Here is a 15,163-nt window from a genome sequence, read left to right on the forward strand (position 1 = left end):
GTGCCGATCGCAGGCGCGTCGTCCGGAGAATGTCGGCCGAACTCAGCCCAGCAGGCGCCAGTCCTCGAGCCCCTGGTACAGCGGCAGGTCATTGGCCAGTTTGCGGACCCGTCCGCGCAGCGTCTCGACATCGGAACCACCGGCCAGCGCGGTGCCGATGATGTCGGCGACCTCGGTGAACTCGGTGTCGCCGAAGCCACGGGTGGCCAGGGCGGCGGTGCCGATACGCAGGCCCGAGGTGACCATCGGCGGACGCGGATCGAACGGAACGGCGTTGCGGTTGACCGTGATGCCGATCTCGTGCAGCAGATCCTCGCCCTGCTGACCGTCGAGCTGGGAGTTGCGCAGATCCACCAGCACCAGGTGCACATCGGTGCCGCCGGTGAGCACGCTGATCCCCTTGCCCGCGACGTCGGCGGCGGTCAGCCGCTCGGCCAGGATCTTGGCGCCGGACAGGGTGCGCTGCTGACGCTCGGCGAACTCGGCGGTGGCGGCGATCTTGAACGCGACGGCCTTGGCGGCGATGGCATGCATCAGCGGCCCGCCCTGCTGGCCGGGGAACACCGAGCTGTTGAGCTTCTTGGCGAACTCCTGCTTGGCCAGGATCAGACCGGAGCGCGGACCGCCGAGGGTCTTGTGCACGGTGGAGGAGACGACGTCGGCGTAGGGCACCGGCGAGGGATGCAGCCCGGCCGCGACCAGACCGGCGAAGTGCGCCATATCGACCCACAGGTAGGCGCCGACCTCGTCGGCGATCTCGCGGAAGGCGGCGAAATCCTGATGCCGCGGGTAGGCCGACCAGCCCGCGACGATCACCTTCGGCCGCGCCTCCAGGGCGATCTTGCGCACCTCGTCCATGTCGACGCGGTGGTCTTCCTTGCTGACGCCGTAGGAGTGGACCTCGTACAGCTTGCCGGAGAAGTTCAGCCGCATGCCGTGGGTGAGGTGACCGCCGTGGGCCAGGTCCAGGCCGAGCAGTTTCTCGCCCGGGTTCATCAGCGACATCAGCACCGCGGCGTTGGCCTGGGCGCCCGAATGCGGCTGGACGTTGGCGAACTCGGCGCCGAACAGTTCCTTGGCCCGCTCGCGGGCCAGGTTCTCCACGACGTCGACGTGCTCGCAGCCGCCGTAGTAGCGACGGCCCGGGTAGCCCTCGGCGTACTTGTTGGTGAGCACGCTGCCCTGCGCCTGCAGGACCGCGCGCGGCACGAAGTTCTCCGAGGCGATCATCTCGAGGGTGTCGCGCTCGCGGGCGAGCTCTCCTGCCATCGCGGCAGCGACCTCGGGATCGAGTTCACCGAGAGACTGGGTATTGACAGAAGCGGTCGTCTGCGTCACCCGGATAGTCTATTTGCTGCCGCCCCGCCCGGCCGAACGGGGTCGGATAGCACATCGCGCACCGCTGCGCACGCCTTTCCGGCGACCTTTTCGCCGCTCGGGGTCCCGGCGACGAGGCTCGGGCCACCTGCACTGCCCTGATCGGAGGACGTTCGGCCCGCCCGCACCGCCCGGACCGAACGACGGTCAGGCCGCCTGCACGGCTCGGATCGCGCCGGGCGTCAGGGGTTCATCCAGCAACCGCCGGAACCGGTCGGCCCGCTCGTCGGCGCTGGGCGCCTGGTCCAGCCAGCCGCCGAGCAGCCGGTAGCCCTCGACGTAGGTGCTGATGTAGGCCCGCCACAGCGGCGAGGACAGGAAGCGCAGCGATTGCCTGGCCCGTTCCGGTGTCGTCAGATTCCAGCGTTGCAGGAACTCGGCGACCTCGTCGGCGTCGCGGCCGCGGTCGTGCAGCAGCAGGGCGGCGTCCTGGCGTACCCCGAGCAGCTGCGCCGAGGCCTGCGACAGTCGTTCGGCGCGTTCGCCGTCGAAGCGCAGGCCGAGGTCGGCGTAGATCTCCTGCGCCCAGCGGCCCCAGCCCGGCCCGACGATGGCCTCCAGCGCCAGGTCGGCCAGGCCCTCGGCCATCAGGCACTGCGGGGTGTTGACCAGGAACAGCGTCTGCTCGGCCTGCCCGGCGGCGACCAACCCGGCCTCCTTGCGGCAATGCTCGGTGTGGTGGCCGGGGTAGGCCTCGTGCGCGATGAGCCGCGGCAGGTTGGCCATGTGCTGGCGCAGATCGGAGTTGATCGCGACCTTGGAGTGGAAGTTGCCCAGGTAGTAGTTGAAGCCGGACCACGGTTTGTCGCCGACGATCTCGTAGGTGACGTGCTCATGGTCGGGCAGCGGATACCGCTCACGCACCAGCTCGCGCAGCGCGCCGGAGAACGCTTCCACGCAGGCGGCCAGCCGCTCCGGCGGGATCTCGTCGGCCTGCCGGTGCGCGGCGATGCGTTCGGCCAGCGGACCGTCGCCGGCCAGCACCTCATCCATCTTGCGGTGTGCGTCGCGGTAGTCGGCCTCGTCGCCGGGTGCGATGTCGACGTCGAAGTAGGCGCGCACCTCGTCGACGAAACCGATGTCGTCCCCGGCGAACTTGCGGGCCGAGCATTCCAGCGCGCGCAGGTGCACATCGAGGAACTCGGTACGTTCGGGCGCCAGACCCGCCCCCGGCAGTTCGGCGCGCAGGGCCAGCGCCCGTCGCGCGAGTTCGCGGGGCTGGGGTGCGGGGGCGTTCTCGACCTCCCGACGCAGCGCCGGATCGCCGGTGAACGCGTCGACGAAACCCTCCTCCAGGCGGTCGAAGGCCAGGCCGAGCCGCAGGTAATCGGTGACGAGCGGATGCGCTTCCATGGCAGCCGACGATAGCGGTTCCACCAGCACGGCGCCGGGAGTTACCGGCCGGTAGGCGACCCCCTTTTCCCGGTGTGCGGCGGCTAGGCGCAGAATTCAGCCATGCGGCCACAGTTAGTCCGAATCTCACAGCGCCGGTGCGATATGTGTGCGTGTTTGCCGGAATGGAGCGTCGGGTAAGTGGCACGGATGAGCGAGCCGAGCCCGTATGTGGAATTCGATCGGAAACAGTGGCGCACACTGCGGAAATCGACTCCACTGGTGCTCACCGAGGAAGAACTGCGCGGCCTGCGCGGTCTGGGTGAGCAGATCGATCTGGAAGAGGTCGCCGAGGTCTATCTTCCGCTCGCCCGGCTCATTCATTTGCAGGTCGCCGCACGTCAGCGGCTGTTCGCGGCCACCGCGACCTTCCTCGGGGAAAAGCATCCGGACCAGCAGGTGCCATTCGTGATCGGTGTCGCCGGCAGTGTCGCGGTGGGTAAATCCACCACTGCGCGCGTGCTGCAAGCGCTACTGGCACGCTGGGATCACCATCCGCGAGTGGATTTGGTCACAACCGACGGGTTCCTCTACCCCACCGCCGAACTCACCCGCCGCGGCATCATGCATCGCAAGGGATTCCCGGAGAGCTACGACCGCCGCAAACTGCTGCGTTTCGTCACCGAGGTGAAATCCGGTGCGCCGGAAGTGTGTGCGCCGGTGTATTCGCATATCTCCTATGACATCGTGCCCGGCGAGTTCCATTGCGTGCGACAGCCCGACATCCTCATCGTCGAGGGCCTCAATGTCTTACAGACCGGTCCGCGGTTGATGGTGTCGGATCTGTTCGACTTCTCCATCTATGTCGATGCCCGCATCGAGGACATCGAGAACTGGTATGTGCAAAGGTTTCTCAGCCTGCGCAAGACCGGATTCGCCGATCCGAAGGCGCATTTCCACCATTACGCTCGCTTCACCGACGAGGAGGCGACGGCGGCCGCCAAGGACATCTGGAACTCGACCAACCGCCCGAATCTGGTGGAGAACATCCTGCCCACCCGTCCGCGCGCGACGCTGGTGCTGCGCAAAGACTCCGACCACACCATCAATCGGCTGCGGTTGCGGAAATTGTGAGCCGGCGCGATCCGCTCATGTACCGAGCCGCGCTGCTCAGCCGCTGAACCGGCGGTGCGCACTCACCGAACCAGCGCTACCGCGGCGCCGAACCGGCTCTGCCGCGGCGCCGAACCGGCTCTGCCGTGCCGCGGAATCGCCGGTGCTCAAACTCCGAATCGCCGGTGTCGCGCAGCGAAATCGCGCAGGGCGCGCAGGAAATCCACCCGCCGGAACTCCGGCCAGTACGCCTCGGTGAACCAGATCTCCGAATACGCGCTCTGCCACAGCAGGAAACCCGACAGCCGCTGCTCACCGGAGGTGCGGATGACGAGGTCGGGATCGGGCTGGCCGGAGGTGTAGAGGTGCTGGCCGATGGCGTTGACGGTGATCGACTGCACCAGGTCCTCACCGGTCTCCCCGGCCGCGATCTCCTGGCGCACCAGCGAGCGCACCGCGTCGGTGATCTCCTGCCTGCCGCCGTAGCCGACGGCCACGTTGACGTGCACGCCGTTGCGTCCACTGGTGCGTTCGGCGGCGGTGCGCAACCGTTTGGCGATCAGCTCGGGGAATCCGTCGAGCGAGCCGACCAGCCGCACACTCCAGTTCTGGTCCGGCGCCGACAGTTCCTCGACGACGTCGGTGATCACCTCGAACAGCGTCTCCAGCTCTTCCGGATCGCGGCGCAGGTTCTCGGTGGACAGCAGGTAGACGGTGACCATCTCGATGCCGGCGGCCTCGCACCAGCCCACCAGTTCGGCGATTTTCAGCGCACCCACCCGGTGCCCATGGCTGACGTCGGTGAAGCCGTTCTCCCTGGCCCAGCGCCGATTGCCGTCGCACATCACCGCAACGTGGCGGGGATGCTGCTTGCCTGCCAGCTGCTTGGCCAGCCGGGCCTCGTAGACGCGATACGGAAAGCCACGCACCCGACTCGGAAACTCCACGGCGTCCAACAGTACGCCTCGTCACGTTGTCCGCGGCATCGGCCGCGTTTCCCGGTACAGTGACGATCGGACCGGCAACCTACGGTTCCGTAGGTTACTCGCGAGTTAACTCAGGAGGTAGTTGGTGACCGATCCGGTCGACACCACCACCGCGGCCGAGGACGCGGCCGACGAAGCGATCAACCCAGCCGACGCGCTCGCCGCGCTGGTCAAACCGAGCATGCGCGGCTGGATCCACACCTGGGCCGTCGGAATCGCGGCGATCGGGGTCATCGCGCTGGTCGTCGCCGCGGCCACGGTGTCGACCACCGCCGTGTGGTCGACGCTCGTCTACGGCCTCACCGTCTGTCTGCTGTTCGGCGTCAGCGCCGTCTATCACCGCGTCACCTGGCAGACGGTGCGCGCCCGCATCCGCATGAAACGCGCGGACCATTCGATGATCTTCTTGTTCATCGCGGGCAGCTACACCCCCTTCGCGCTGCTCGGCCTGCCCGGCTCCACCGGACGCACGCTGCTGATCGTGGTGTGGGCAGGTGCGCTGGCCGGTGTCGCGTTGAAACTGCTGTGGCCGACCGCACCGCGCTGGGTCGGCGTGCCGCTGTATCTGCTGCTCGGCTGGGCGATCGTGCCGGTGGCGGGTGAGCTCTACGACAATGTGGGCCTGGCTCCGCTCATCCTGCTGCTGGTCGGTGGCCTCATCTACAGCGGTGGCGCCATCCTCTACGCCACCAAATGGCCGAATCCGTGGCCGGAAGTGTTCGGTCACCACGAGTTCTTCCACGCCGCGACGGTGCTCGCGGCGCTGGCGCACTACGTTGCGGTTTGGCTGGTGCTGCTGCGCTGACCGCCTCCGGCGTTCTATGCTGCTCGTTCGTGTCAGTCGCTGCCGCAATGAGCACCGCGCAGCCCGAGCGCACGCCATGATCACCCGTCTGGTGGTCTGGGCGCTCCGGGCGCGCTGGGGTCTGGCCGCGGTCGTGATCACCTGCAATCTCAGCGGTCTGGCCGTCATCGTCACCCAGCTGTGGCTCGGCGGGTTCTTCGACCGGCTCGGCCCCGACATCCTGCGCGCGCTCGCCGTCGTCGCGGTCTACCCCGCCATCGGTTTCGGTGTCGGCATCGGCTTGGCCATCCGCGACCGCACCGTCTATTTCGCCTGGCTCGACCAGACCCGCAAACCCACGCCCGACGAGGCCAGGCGGTTACTGCGGCTGCCGATCGCGATCACCACCCGCGCACTGGCGCTGTGGTTGCCCGGCGTGATCATCGCCTCGATCGTGCTCGCCGAAGTGACCGAGCAGGACGACTTGGCGGTGATGGCGTCGATGTTCGTCATCGGCGGCCTGGAGTCGGCCGGGCTCACCTTCCTGATCGTGGACCGGCTGATCCGCCCGACCATCCCGATCGTGGCCGGGGTGCTCGGTGCGACCATGCACTGGAGCTCGACGGTGTTCGTCCGGGTGGTGCTCACCTGGGCGGTGTCGGGGGCGATGCCGCTGTCGATGTTGATCGTGGTGCTGGCCGATCCGGTGTCGGGGCCCTCCGATCGCATCCGCACCGGAATCTATGTGGCCGCGCTGGGCATCGTCGTCGGCGCGCTCGCCACCGCGACCCTGGCTCGCGCGGTGGCCGCCCCGATGCGGAAACTCCGCTTCGCGCTGGACCGGATCACCCACGGCGACCTCGAGGTGCGGGTGTCGGTGAACAGCGCCAGCGAAATCGGCCGGCTCGAGCATTCGGTCAATCAACTGGCGGCCGCGCTGCGCGAGCGGACCAGGATGCGCGATGTGTTCGGCAGGCACGTCGGTGACGAGGTGGCCGAGCGGGCGCTGGCCGGCGGGGTTGACCTGACCGGCGATGTGCGCGTGGTGTCGGCGTTGTTCGTCGACGTGACCGGTTCGGTGGAGATCTCCACCGGCCTGCCGCCGCAGGAGTTCGTGGCCAAGCTCAATCGGCTGCTCTCGATCGTGGTCGCCGCGACCGAGGACAACAACGGGCTGGTCAACAAGTTCGAAGGCGATGCCGCGCTGTGCATCTTCGGAGCGCCGATCGCCTTGCGCGACAACGCCACCCCCGCCCTGCGGGCCGCCCGCCGGATCCGGGACGAGGTGCTGGCCACCGGTGAGCTCGACATCGGCATCGGGGTCGCGCGCGGGCAGGTGTTCGCCGGTGACGTCGGCACCGACACCCGGCTGGAGTTCACCGTCATCGGCGACGCCGTCAACGAGGCCGCCCGGCTCACCACCGCGGCCAAGGCCGTGCATCGCCGGATCCTGGTGAGCGAATCGGTCATCGAGGCCGCCGCACCGCACGAACGCGCCACATGGGAGCCCTATGGGGAGCTGCCGCTGCGCGGGATGAGCGACCCGACACCGTCGTGGACCGATCTGCCGCAGGATGAGTCGACACCGCCGGATCAGGTGGCCGACGAGGGCACCACCATCGTCGAACCTCCGCGCCCGGCGCCCGCCCCCACTCGCGACCCGGCCGCCGGACCTGCCTGAACCGGGAGCCGGCACGCACGAAACGGTAGCCGGACGCCCACGGTTCATGTTGTGAGAGGAGACTTCAGGGATGAATCGTCAATCACCACCCGCGAGTTTGTTCAGTCACCTCGATGAAACCACCCCTACCGCCGCCTCGGCCGAGGACGGCGCCGCCGTCGCACCGGTGTTCAGCAGCGCGGGCACCGGCTCCGCGCCGACCGATGAAGCCGGCGCCCCCGCCGGCGGTGATCGATGAACCTGAAAGCCACGGCCGTGGACCTCGGGTACGCGGCGGGCTGGGGGCTGGTGCGGGCGCTACCGCAGCGGTGGGCGTTTGCCCTGTTCGACCGCGCGGCCGCTCGGTCGGTCCGTGACGGGAGCCCGGATCAGTTGCGGCGCAACCTGGCTCGGGTCCTCGGCACCACGCCGGACCAGGTGCCCGACGAGCTGATGCGCGCGAGCATGCGCTCCTACGCCCGCTATTGGTGCGAGGCGTTCCGGCTGCCGTCGATGGATCCGGTCGCGGTAGCCGACATCATCGAATCCTCCGCCACCGGGCTCGAGCACGTGCGCGCCGCGGTCGACAGCGGTAGCGGCGCGGTGCTGGCGCTGCCGCACAGCGGCAACTGGGATCTGGCGGGACTATGGGTGGTGCAGCGGATCGGTGCGCCGACCGTGGTCGCCGAGCGGCTGAAGCCGGAATCGCTGTTCCGTCGGTTCGTGCGCTTCCGCGAGGGGCTAGGTTTCGAGATCATCCCGCTCACCGGCGGTACGACCCCGCCGTTCACGCAGCTGACCGAGCGGATCCGGCAGGGGCGCGTGGTGTGCCTGCTCGGTGAGCGTGACCTGTCCGGCAAGGGTGTGCCGGTCACCTTCTTCGGCGAACCGGCCCACATGCCTGCGGGCCCGGCGCGTCTGGCGATCGACACCGGTGCGCCGCTGCTCCCCGTGCACTGCTGGTTCACCCCTGACGGCTGGGGATTCAGCGTCGGCGCCCCGATCGACACCACCGGCGGTGTGCAGTCCACCACCCAAGCCCTGGCCGACGCCTTCGCCACCGCCATCGCCGCCCACCCGGCCGACTGGCACATGCTGCAACCGTTGTGGACGGCCGATCACCGGGCACGGGAGCAAGCGCGGAAGTCGCAGGCGCGCTGAGGGGCGGCAACCGCTGCGGGGACGACATCCGCCCCGTGCGGGCGGATCATCGCGTGTGCGCATCCGCCGCGGAGGGCGGTCCACTGACCGGTGCCTCGGCTCCGGGAGCGAACGGCACGCAGCCGTTCCGCAGCCGCGCCGGCGCGCCGAAAGCAATGTCGATGGGCAGCCGGATCATCGGCGGCGCAACGACTCCCGAAGCGCGTCGGCCGTAGTGACCGGCAGGTCGCAGATCGATCCCCGGCAGACGTAGGCCGCGGCCGCGTCGTCGACGGGAGGGCGGTCGGCGAGCAGTGGAATCGAATCCGGTTCGGCGGCAACGATGATCGCGCCGCCCGGTGCTTCCGCCCGGGCTTCGGTCAGGAGGCCGGCGGCGGATGCTCGGTCGTCGGTCGCGATGGCGATCGCGAGGGGGCCGTGCAGCGCCGCCTCGGCGACGGTCAGCCACTGCCCGGCCGAGCGTGGGGCCTTGGCCAGGACCACGGTCCCGCGTTCGAGGGTGCGGTCGGCTAGTTCGCGGTAGCGGACGGCCCGGTCGGTGGTGGTACAGGCCGAGGCGGTCAGCAGTGCTTCCGCGAGCGAGGATGCGCCTGCTGGGGTCGCGCCGTCGATCGGGTCACGGGGACGGGCGACGAGCGTTTCGGCGTCGTCGGCGGTGTCGAACCAGCTGCCGGGCGCTTCGGGATCGGCGAAATGCTCGATGGCGGCGTCGAGCAATCGCTGCGCGTGCTCCAGCCATTCGAGTTCGCCGGTGGCCTGGTGAAGGGCGAGCAGGCCGGTCGCCAGCCAGGCGTAGTCCTCGAGCACTCCGGGGGCGGTTCCGGCCTTGCCGCCGAGCGAGGCACGCAGCACCCGATCGCCGACAACGTGTTCGGCCAGCAGGAACCTCGCGCAGCGCACCGCCGCTTGCAGCCAATCGTCGCGGTGCTGTGTGGTGGCCGCTTCCACCAGTGCCGTGATCGCCATGCCGTTCCAGGCGGTGACCACCTTGTCGTCGCGGTCCGGTTGCGGCCTGCGGGCGCGCTCGGTCCGCAGCGCCGAACGGATCCGCTCGAAACGGGCGGTGTCGTCCGGGTCGGTGTAGCGGGTCGGCACCGAGGTGCCCTGTTCGAAGTTGCCCGCGGTGGTGACGCCGAAGACCTCGGCCGCCCACGCGCCGTCGATGGGACCGAGCGCGGCGACCAGCTCAGCCGGCGACCAGACATACGTCGCGCCCTCGATACCCGGCTGTCCGGGCTCGATGTGGGTGTCGGCGTCGAGGGCGGAGGCGAAACCGCCGTGCTCGGTGCCCAGGTCGTCGCACAGGAATTCCACGATCTCACCGGTGACGCGGCGCGGCAGATCGTCGTCGGGCACCCGTCGCGCCAGGTGTGCGTAGGCGCGCAGCAGCTGGGCGTTGTCGTAGAGCATCTTCTCGAAATGCGGTACGACCCAGGCCGCGTCGACCGAGTACCGGGCGAATCCGCCGCGAATCTGGTCATAGATGCCGCCGTGCGCCATCGCCGCGCCGGTGCGCCGGACCACGTCCAGGATCGTGTCGTCGCCGGTGCGCTCCCAGCTGCGCAGCAGCCCTTCCATCAGCGCCGACGGCGGGAATTTCGGTGCGCCGCCGAATCCGCCGTGCTCGTCGTCCACGTCGCGCAGCACCGCCGCGACCGCGTGATCGAGCAGTTCGGACGTAATGGTCAGTTCGCTGTCGGGCAGCCCGCTGGCCTGCCCACGCAGGGCCTCCACCACCTGCGACGACGCCAGATTCACCTCATCGCGGCGGTTGCGCCAGGTGTCGGCGACCGCGGTCAGCAACTGCTGGAACGACGGCATCCCGCCGCGCGGCACCTTCGGGTAGTAGGTGCCGCAGTAGAACGGTTCACCGGCCGGGGTGAGGAAGCAGGTCATCGGCCAGCCGCCCTGGCCCGTCATCGCGACCGTGGCGTTCATGTACACCGCGTCCAGGTCGGGCCGCTCCTCGCGATCGACCTTGACGCAGACGTAGTTGTCGTTCATCAATGCCGCCGTCTCCGGGTCGGCGAACGACTCGTGCGCCATCACATGGCACCAGTGGCAGGAGGCGTACCCGATGGACAGCAGGATCGGCACATCCCGAGCCGCCGCCTCCGCCAGCGCATCGGCATCCCATTCCCGCCAGTGCACCGGATTGTCGGCGTGCTGACGCAGATACGGCGAGGTCGCGGTGGCCAATCGATTCACAGTGCCAGCCTTCCACACCTGGACCCTGCAAAACACGGTCCACTCCCCGCACCGGAGCGCAGGATTGCAGCGTGTGTGATACATTTTTGTGACACAATCAGAGCATGACCGCCATTCCGATTCGCGAACTGTCGCATCACACCGCACGGACGTTGGCACTGGTCAAGGCGGGTGAGACAGTCGACATCACCGAGCGCGGAACGATCATCGGCCGAATTGTGCCGGTCGATCCGACGCGTGACGCACGGGCTCGCCTGACGGCCGAAGGGCGAATGCGCCCCGCATCCAGGGGCCGCGCAGATCTACTCGCCGATATTCGCCGCCGAGCCGATCCGGCAGCCGCCGACGACCCGACCGGCGTCAGCGCGGCATTGCAGCAACTGCGCGACGGCGAGCGGTACTGATGCTCTACCTGGACACCAGCGCACTGGTCAAACTGGTCCACCCGGAAGCCGAGACCGACGCACTCTTGCGCTGGCTCGAGGAACGACCCGACCTGCCCTGGGTGGCGTCCGCTCTCGTCGAGGTCGAACTGGTCCGTGCCGTGCGGATGGCCGAACCAGCGGACCTCATTCACATCCCCGCCGTTCTCGCACGACTCGACATGGTGGAAATCGATGGCATCGTCCGAGCGAACGCAGCCGCGATTTCACCGGCAAACGTGCGCAGTCTGGACGCGATACATCTCGCCACAGCTCTCGAACTGGCCACAGACCTCACCGGCCTGGTCGCATATGACAAGCGCCTGGGCGAGGCCGCCGAAGCCGCCGGCTTGACCTGGATCGCACCGCGTTAGAACTGCGGCGGCAATCGACGTCCAGCCCAGCCACATTGCCCGTCAACGCAGCCGGTCGGCAATGCACCTGCGTCAACAGGTCAGCAACCCCGAACCATCACATCGCACCAGCGCAGGAGACCCCGCACCGCTACCTGTGCCGGCGCGTCGGCATACCCAGCGATCCGCCCCCGCCGTACGCAAGTGCGCACTCCCCATCTGCGGGAAATCGCGCGCCCCGAATGGGAAACTGGATACGTCATAGTCCGTCGCCGCGCCCGCGGCGATCGGATGTGGTTACCGGTCAGCACACCGGCCTCACCCGATAGGCGGTCATGGCGAGCAGGACAGCGCGATGAGCCGGCCGTCACCCCTCGACCTCGCCGAAATGCGCGCCATGGTGGCCCGCCTGGAACGCGTGATCGCCGAAGCCACCGACACCGTCGCCGAACTGAAAGCGGCCATCGCCGCCGCCGAAGCCTCACCGGCGAGCGTCACCGCTGCCCCTGCGGCGAACCCGCTCGTGGACGCCGCCACCCCCGCACCCGATCGTCCGCCGCGCCCGACCCCCTGGTCCAAGCGAAGACCCGCCGCGACAGCAGCGGGACACGCCGCTCATCCGACCGTGCCGGCAACCGCCGCGTCCCGTGCGCGCAACACGACGACCAGCGGCGCCCGTGCGGCAAAACCGCAACCGGCGACCCGCGATACCGCAGCCGCGAGTGCCGCGGACATACGTCCCGGCGGCCACCGCGCGACCACACCCCCTCCGCAGACCACTGTCGCCGCAGCGCCGCTCCACTCCCGGCCCGGCGATCTCCGCAAGGCCGCCGAGCCCGGCCTCTCCACGCCCGACCGCCCCCGCCCGGTCGCACCGCGCCCTGCCACCGCCGACCCCGCATCACCAAGCACCGCGAGTCGACATCCCGGCACCCGCACGACCCGGCCCCAACCCACTGACGTTGTCGCCTCACCACCAGCCACCGCACTCGAGCGACCGAGGCCCGACACCACAGACCCCGCCACCGGCTCCGGCGACACAGCACCCGACCGCGCTCGCCGCCCTGCGCCGCCGCCATCGATATCGCCTCTCGGACCCGGCCTGTCCGCGGCGGGCCAGAATTCCGGCGGCACTCGGACACCGAACAACCCGAACGAGTCCCCCGGCACTGAGAGTGCAGCGTCCGGCCCGTCCGCGCTGGACGGCTTGCCGGAAGCGCTGCGATCCCTTCGCGTGCCAACGGTCGGCCGTCCGCAGGGTGGGGCCGGCCGGGCACCAGGAGCGGGACCGGGCTCGCCCGGGGCCGAATATCACCCGGCGAGTGCTGCACCGTCAGCCGCGCGGCAGGCTCCCACGCAACCGCCGAGTGCGCAACCGGCTGCCGCGGACCCAGCCGCCACTCGACCGGCTTTCGCCCAACCAGCAGCCGCCGAGCCCGCTGCCAGCCAACCGCCTGCTCCCGACCAACCACTCGCCGCCGAACCCCCTGCCACACAACGGCCGGCCGCTCGCCGAACGGCCGGCCAACGACTCACCACCGCACAGCTCGATCAGTCGCCCCGCTCCGATGGGCACCCTCTGCTGGCCGAGCTGGCGGAGCGGCACGGGCTGACGTTGGTCGGCTTCGACGATGCACCACTCGATGCTTCCAACGCACGTGAGTTCGCCGAAGCGGTCGGCGACATGCTCACCAGATATCCGATCACGTTGCAGGGCATCGAGATTCGCTCTCCTGCCGGTGCCGCGCCGCCGCGCACGCTCGGCGCGGCCGCGCTGCCTCGAGCGGACCCCGCGCCGCTGTGGTTGATCCTCGACAGCACCGCGCTGGTGCCCCGGCAGCCGGCGGCCCCACGTTCCCGGAAGTGGCTGCGCGGGCGTCGTATTGCCGATCGCGCGGTGTACACGGCGGTGGTCCGGGCCTACGGCTGCGCCCTCGACGCGGCGGGTAACTTCCGTGCCCGTCAGCAAGCTCAGCGACTATTGGTCACCGAATCCCTGCGCGGCGGACCGGATCTCGCATTCAGCCCGCTGAACCCGGCTCAGGCCCTGGTGGACGCATTCACCGACGTCGTGTTGCACGACCGCGGCGCGGGCAGGCAGGCCAAGGCGTTGCACGACCTGCTGGTGACGATGGTGCGACCGGATAACTCCGAGGTCACGCCCTGACCTGCTGGTGGCCGCAGACGCATGGGCGCTATCGGCCGGTCGCGGCGATCGTCAACACCAGCGACGCGGCGGCAAGCACCAAATAGAACCCCGGATACATCAGATCGGAGTAGCCGCGGGCGCGGGCGAGCGTGGCTACCGCGCCGATGAAGTACAGCACCAGGCCGGCCGCTGCGGCAGCGCCCAGAGCCGGAACAGCCACACCCGCGAGCAACCCGAGCGCTCCGGCGAGTTTCACCAGGCCCAGCGGAATGATCCACGTGTGGGGAACTCCGTACTTGGTCATGTTGTCGAGCGTCCACCGGTTTCTCGCGAGGTCGGAGGCGGCCGCCACGAGGGTGGCGAGCGCGGTGACGATCAGGGTGGTGGCCGTTGCGATGAACATCATTCCTCCCGCGGGGTGCGGCTGTTGTCGCAGGATGGACGAGGCGCACCGGCACAATGTGATGGCCTCCGAACGTTGCGTTCATCACCCTCGACCGCGGTAAATGTCCGCACCGCCGGACGAACCCCTCGTCGTCCGGCGGTGCGCACGGGGTTCAGCGATCCTGGATGAGCCCGAGCACATTGCCGTCGGCATCGGTGACGGTGGCGACCACCCGCCCGCCCCCCACCTCGCGCGCCGGTTCCTGTACCGACGCCCCCGCCGCCACGAGCTCGGCGAGCTTGGCCTCGATATCGCCCACATGCCAGTACGCCACCGGTGAGGTCATCTGCTGCGGCCCGCCGTCGGGCACCAGCCCGATGTGCTGCCCCTCGGCCTCGAAGCCGACGTAGTAGGGCGAGTCGGTCTGCGGCGCGACGCCGAGCAGGGCGGTGTACAGCTGCTTGGCGGCTTCCAGGTCCGTCACCGGGTGCAGGACGGTCTTGATTCCCTGGGTGGTCGTCATGATCTCTCCTCGAGAAAAGCGCTGGTCGGGTCAGGCGGAGGGGCTGAGGCTGGCGGCCGCCTCCCAGACGAACCCGTCCGGGTCGGTGCACGGTGCGATATCGGCGGCGAACGCGATCCGGTGCGAACCGCTGCCCTCGGCAGGCACACCCGCGTCCTTGGCGGCGGCCTTGCGGCCGTAGAGGGCGAGCTTCACCGACGACGCCGGCGCCTCGAACTCGACGTACTTGCTGCCGAAGCTCTTGCCGACGGTCAGCCCGTGCTCGACGTAGAACTGTTTGGTCGCCTTGACGTTGTCCACGCCGAGCAGGACAACGAATTCGTCGATCTCCCTGGTGACCGGTCCGGTGTTCTTCTTCGCCGAGGTCGCGATCTTCCAGATCGAGCCGTCCGGCGCCGCGATGACGCCGCCGTAACCCCAGAAGCTCTTCTTGGCCGCCTTGACGATGGTCGCGCCGGCGTCGACGGCCGAGCCGATAAGGCTGTCCACCGTGTTCGGCTGCGAGACCACCAGCGACAACACGTAGCCACGGAACCCGCTGGTCGGGGCCTGCGAGCCGCGCACACGCAGCTTCTCGCCGAGACCGAACGCGGCGTCGTAGAAGGCTTCGGTAGCGGCGGGGTCGGTGGCCTCGAGGATGACGGACTGGATGGAAGCGGTGCTGGTCATGATCACTCCTGATGTCGGGGGCCGGTGTGCCTGTCGCGCTG

Annotated in this window: 15 protein-coding genes; 8 read left to right on the plus strand and 7 right to left on the minus strand. The window is 69.2% G+C overall.

Annotated elements, in window-relative coordinates:
* Positions 1-42 precede the first annotated feature (42 nt).
* Together glyA and RJ05_RS20845 are read right to left on the minus strand one after the other, a co-directional pair.
* A complete protein-coding gene (glyA, locus tag RJ05_RS20840; RefSeq protein ID WP_036539653.1) occupies positions 43-1,338 on the minus strand; it encodes a serine hydroxymethyltransferase in 1,296 nt (431 codons plus the stop codon).
* A gap of 186 nt (positions 1,339-1,524) precedes the next feature.
* Positions 1,525-2,730, minus strand: a complete 1,206-nt coding sequence (locus RJ05_RS20845; RefSeq protein WP_036539768.1) for a hypothetical protein — start codon at positions 2,728-2,730, stop codon at positions 1,525-1,527.
* Positions 2,731-2,910: 180 nt separating this feature from the next.
* On the opposite strand from RJ05_RS20845, the gene coaA reads away from it, so the two are divergent.
* Positions 2,911-3,843 carry a type I pantothenate kinase gene (gene coaA / locus RJ05_RS20850; protein ID WP_036539655.1) on the plus strand — a complete coding sequence of 311 codons (933 nt, stop codon included), beginning with the start codon at positions 2,911-2,913 and terminating at the stop codon, positions 3,841-3,843.
* Positions 3,844-3,989: 146 nt separating this feature from the next.
* Here the strand turns inward: coaA and RJ05_RS20855 are convergent, their stop codons facing one another.
* Positions 3,990-4,778 carry an isoprenyl transferase gene (locus RJ05_RS20855; RefSeq protein ID WP_081597448.1) on the minus strand — a complete coding sequence of 263 codons (789 nt, stop codon included), beginning with the start codon at positions 4,776-4,778 and terminating at the stop codon, positions 3,990-3,992.
* 169 nt (positions 4,779-4,947) lie between these two features.
* Between RJ05_RS20855 and trhA the strand changes: the two genes are divergently transcribed.
* The 4 genes from trhA (at position 4,948) to RJ05_RS20870 (ending at position 8,413) form a co-directional block, all read left to right on the plus strand.
* The gene (gene trhA, locus RJ05_RS20860; protein WP_036539773.1) at positions 4,948-5,613 is read left to right on the plus strand and encodes a PAQR family membrane homeostasis protein TrhA; all 666 of its coding nucleotides are present in this window, start codon (positions 4,948-4,950) and stop codon (positions 5,611-5,613) included.
* A 76-nt stretch (positions 5,614-5,689) separates the two neighbouring features.
* The gene (locus tag RJ05_RS20865) at positions 5,690-7,273 is read left to right on the plus strand and encodes an adenylate/guanylate cyclase domain-containing protein (RefSeq protein WP_036539657.1); all 1,584 of its coding nucleotides are present in this window, start codon (positions 5,690-5,692) and stop codon (positions 7,271-7,273) included.
* A 70-nt stretch (positions 7,274-7,343) separates the two neighbouring features.
* Positions 7,344-7,511 carry a hypothetical protein gene (locus tag RJ05_RS31030; protein ID WP_156090836.1) on the plus strand — a complete coding sequence of 56 codons (168 nt, stop codon included), beginning with the start codon at positions 7,344-7,346 and terminating at the stop codon, positions 7,509-7,511.
* The gene (locus RJ05_RS20870) at positions 7,508-8,413 is read left to right on the plus strand and encodes a phosphatidylinositol mannoside acyltransferase (protein ID WP_036539659.1); all 906 of its coding nucleotides are present in this window, start codon (positions 7,508-7,510) and stop codon (positions 8,411-8,413) included. The genes RJ05_RS31030 and RJ05_RS20870 overlap by 4 nt, the downstream gene beginning before the upstream one ends.
* Positions 8,414-8,587: 174 nt before the next feature.
* Here the strand turns inward: RJ05_RS20870 and RJ05_RS20875 are convergent, their stop codons facing one another.
* Complete coding sequence (locus RJ05_RS20875; protein WP_081597453.1) at positions 8,588-10,621, minus strand: thioredoxin domain-containing protein; 2,034 nt, start codon at positions 10,619-10,621, stop codon at positions 8,588-8,590.
* Between the two features lie 104 nt (positions 10,622-10,725).
* Here RJ05_RS20875 and RJ05_RS20880 point away from each other — a divergent pair, with 104 nt between their 5' ends.
* The 3 genes from RJ05_RS20880 (at position 10,726) to RJ05_RS20905 (ending at position 13,563) form a co-directional block, all read left to right on the plus strand.
* Positions 10,726-11,025: a type II toxin-antitoxin system Phd/YefM family antitoxin gene (locus RJ05_RS20880; protein WP_036539664.1), complete on the plus strand. Its 300-nt coding sequence runs from the start codon at positions 10,726-10,728 to the stop codon at positions 11,023-11,025.
* Positions 11,025-11,417: a type II toxin-antitoxin system VapC family toxin gene (locus RJ05_RS20885; RefSeq protein WP_036539667.1), complete on the plus strand. Its 393-nt coding sequence runs from the start codon at positions 11,025-11,027 to the stop codon at positions 11,415-11,417. Before RJ05_RS20880 ends, RJ05_RS20885 begins: the two co-directional genes overlap by 1 nt.
* A gap of 1,594 nt (positions 11,418-13,011) precedes the next feature.
* Entirely contained in the window at positions 13,012-13,563 is a 552-nt protein-coding gene (locus tag RJ05_RS20905; protein ID WP_051016777.1) for a hypothetical protein, read from the plus strand.
* A gap of 28 nt (positions 13,564-13,591) precedes the next feature.
* Here the strand turns inward: RJ05_RS20905 and RJ05_RS20910 are convergent, their stop codons facing one another.
* The 3 genes from RJ05_RS20910 to RJ05_RS20920 all read right to left on the minus strand — a co-directional run bounded on the left by RJ05_RS20910 (position 13,592) and on the right by RJ05_RS20920 (position 15,122).
* On the minus strand, positions 13,592-13,948 hold the full coding sequence (locus RJ05_RS20910; RefSeq protein WP_036539777.1) for a DoxX family protein: 357 nt from the start codon (positions 13,946-13,948) through the stop codon (positions 13,592-13,594).
* Positions 13,949-14,102: 154 nt separating this feature from the next.
* Positions 14,103-14,453 carry a VOC family protein gene (locus RJ05_RS20915; protein WP_036539677.1) on the minus strand — a complete coding sequence of 117 codons (351 nt, stop codon included), beginning with the start codon at positions 14,451-14,453 and terminating at the stop codon, positions 14,103-14,105.
* 30 nt (positions 14,454-14,483) lie between these two features.
* Positions 14,484-15,122, minus strand: coding sequence for a VOC family protein (locus RJ05_RS20920; RefSeq protein WP_036539779.1), 639 nt, complete (start codon positions 15,120-15,122; stop codon positions 14,484-14,486).
* Positions 15,123-15,163 lie beyond the last annotated feature (41 nt).

Source organism: Nocardia cyriacigeorgica NBRC 100375 (assembly GCF_000308555.1).
GTDB lineage: Bacteria > Actinomycetota > Actinomycetes > Mycobacteriales > Mycobacteriaceae > Nocardia > Nocardia cyriacigeorgica.

Excerpts from the sequence above, each read along its gene's own strand:
- RJ05_RS20870 (WP_036539659.1), top strand. The coding sequence starts at position 7,508 with ATGAACCTGAAAGCCACGGCCGTGGACCTCGGGTACGCGGCGGGCTGG.
- RJ05_RS20885 (WP_036539667.1), top strand. The coding sequence starts at position 11,025 with ATGCTCTACCTGGACACCAGCGCACTGGTCAAACTGGTCCACCCGGAA.
- RJ05_RS20920 (WP_036539779.1), bottom strand. The coding sequence starts at position 15,122 with ATGACCAGCACCGCTTCCATCCAGTCCGTCATCCTCGAGGCCACCGAC.
- RJ05_RS20845 (WP_036539768.1), bottom strand. The coding sequence starts at position 2,730 with ATGGAAGCGCATCCGCTCGTCACCGATTACCTGCGGCTCGGCCTGGCC.
- RJ05_RS20880 (WP_036539664.1), top strand. The coding sequence starts at position 10,726 with ATGACCGCCATTCCGATTCGCGAACTGTCGCATCACACCGCACGGACG.
- RJ05_RS20915 (WP_036539677.1), bottom strand. The coding sequence starts at position 14,453 with ATGACGACCACCCAGGGAATCAAGACCGTCCTGCACCCGGTGACGGAC.
- RJ05_RS31030 (WP_156090836.1), top strand. The coding sequence starts at position 7,344 with ATGAATCGTCAATCACCACCCGCGAGTTTGTTCAGTCACCTCGATGAA.
- RJ05_RS20865 (WP_036539657.1), top strand. The coding sequence starts at position 5,690 with ATGATCACCCGTCTGGTGGTCTGGGCGCTCCGGGCGCGCTGGGGTCTG.
- RJ05_RS20910 (WP_036539777.1), bottom strand. The coding sequence starts at position 13,948 with ATGTTCATCGCAACGGCCACCACCCTGATCGTCACCGCGCTCGCCACC.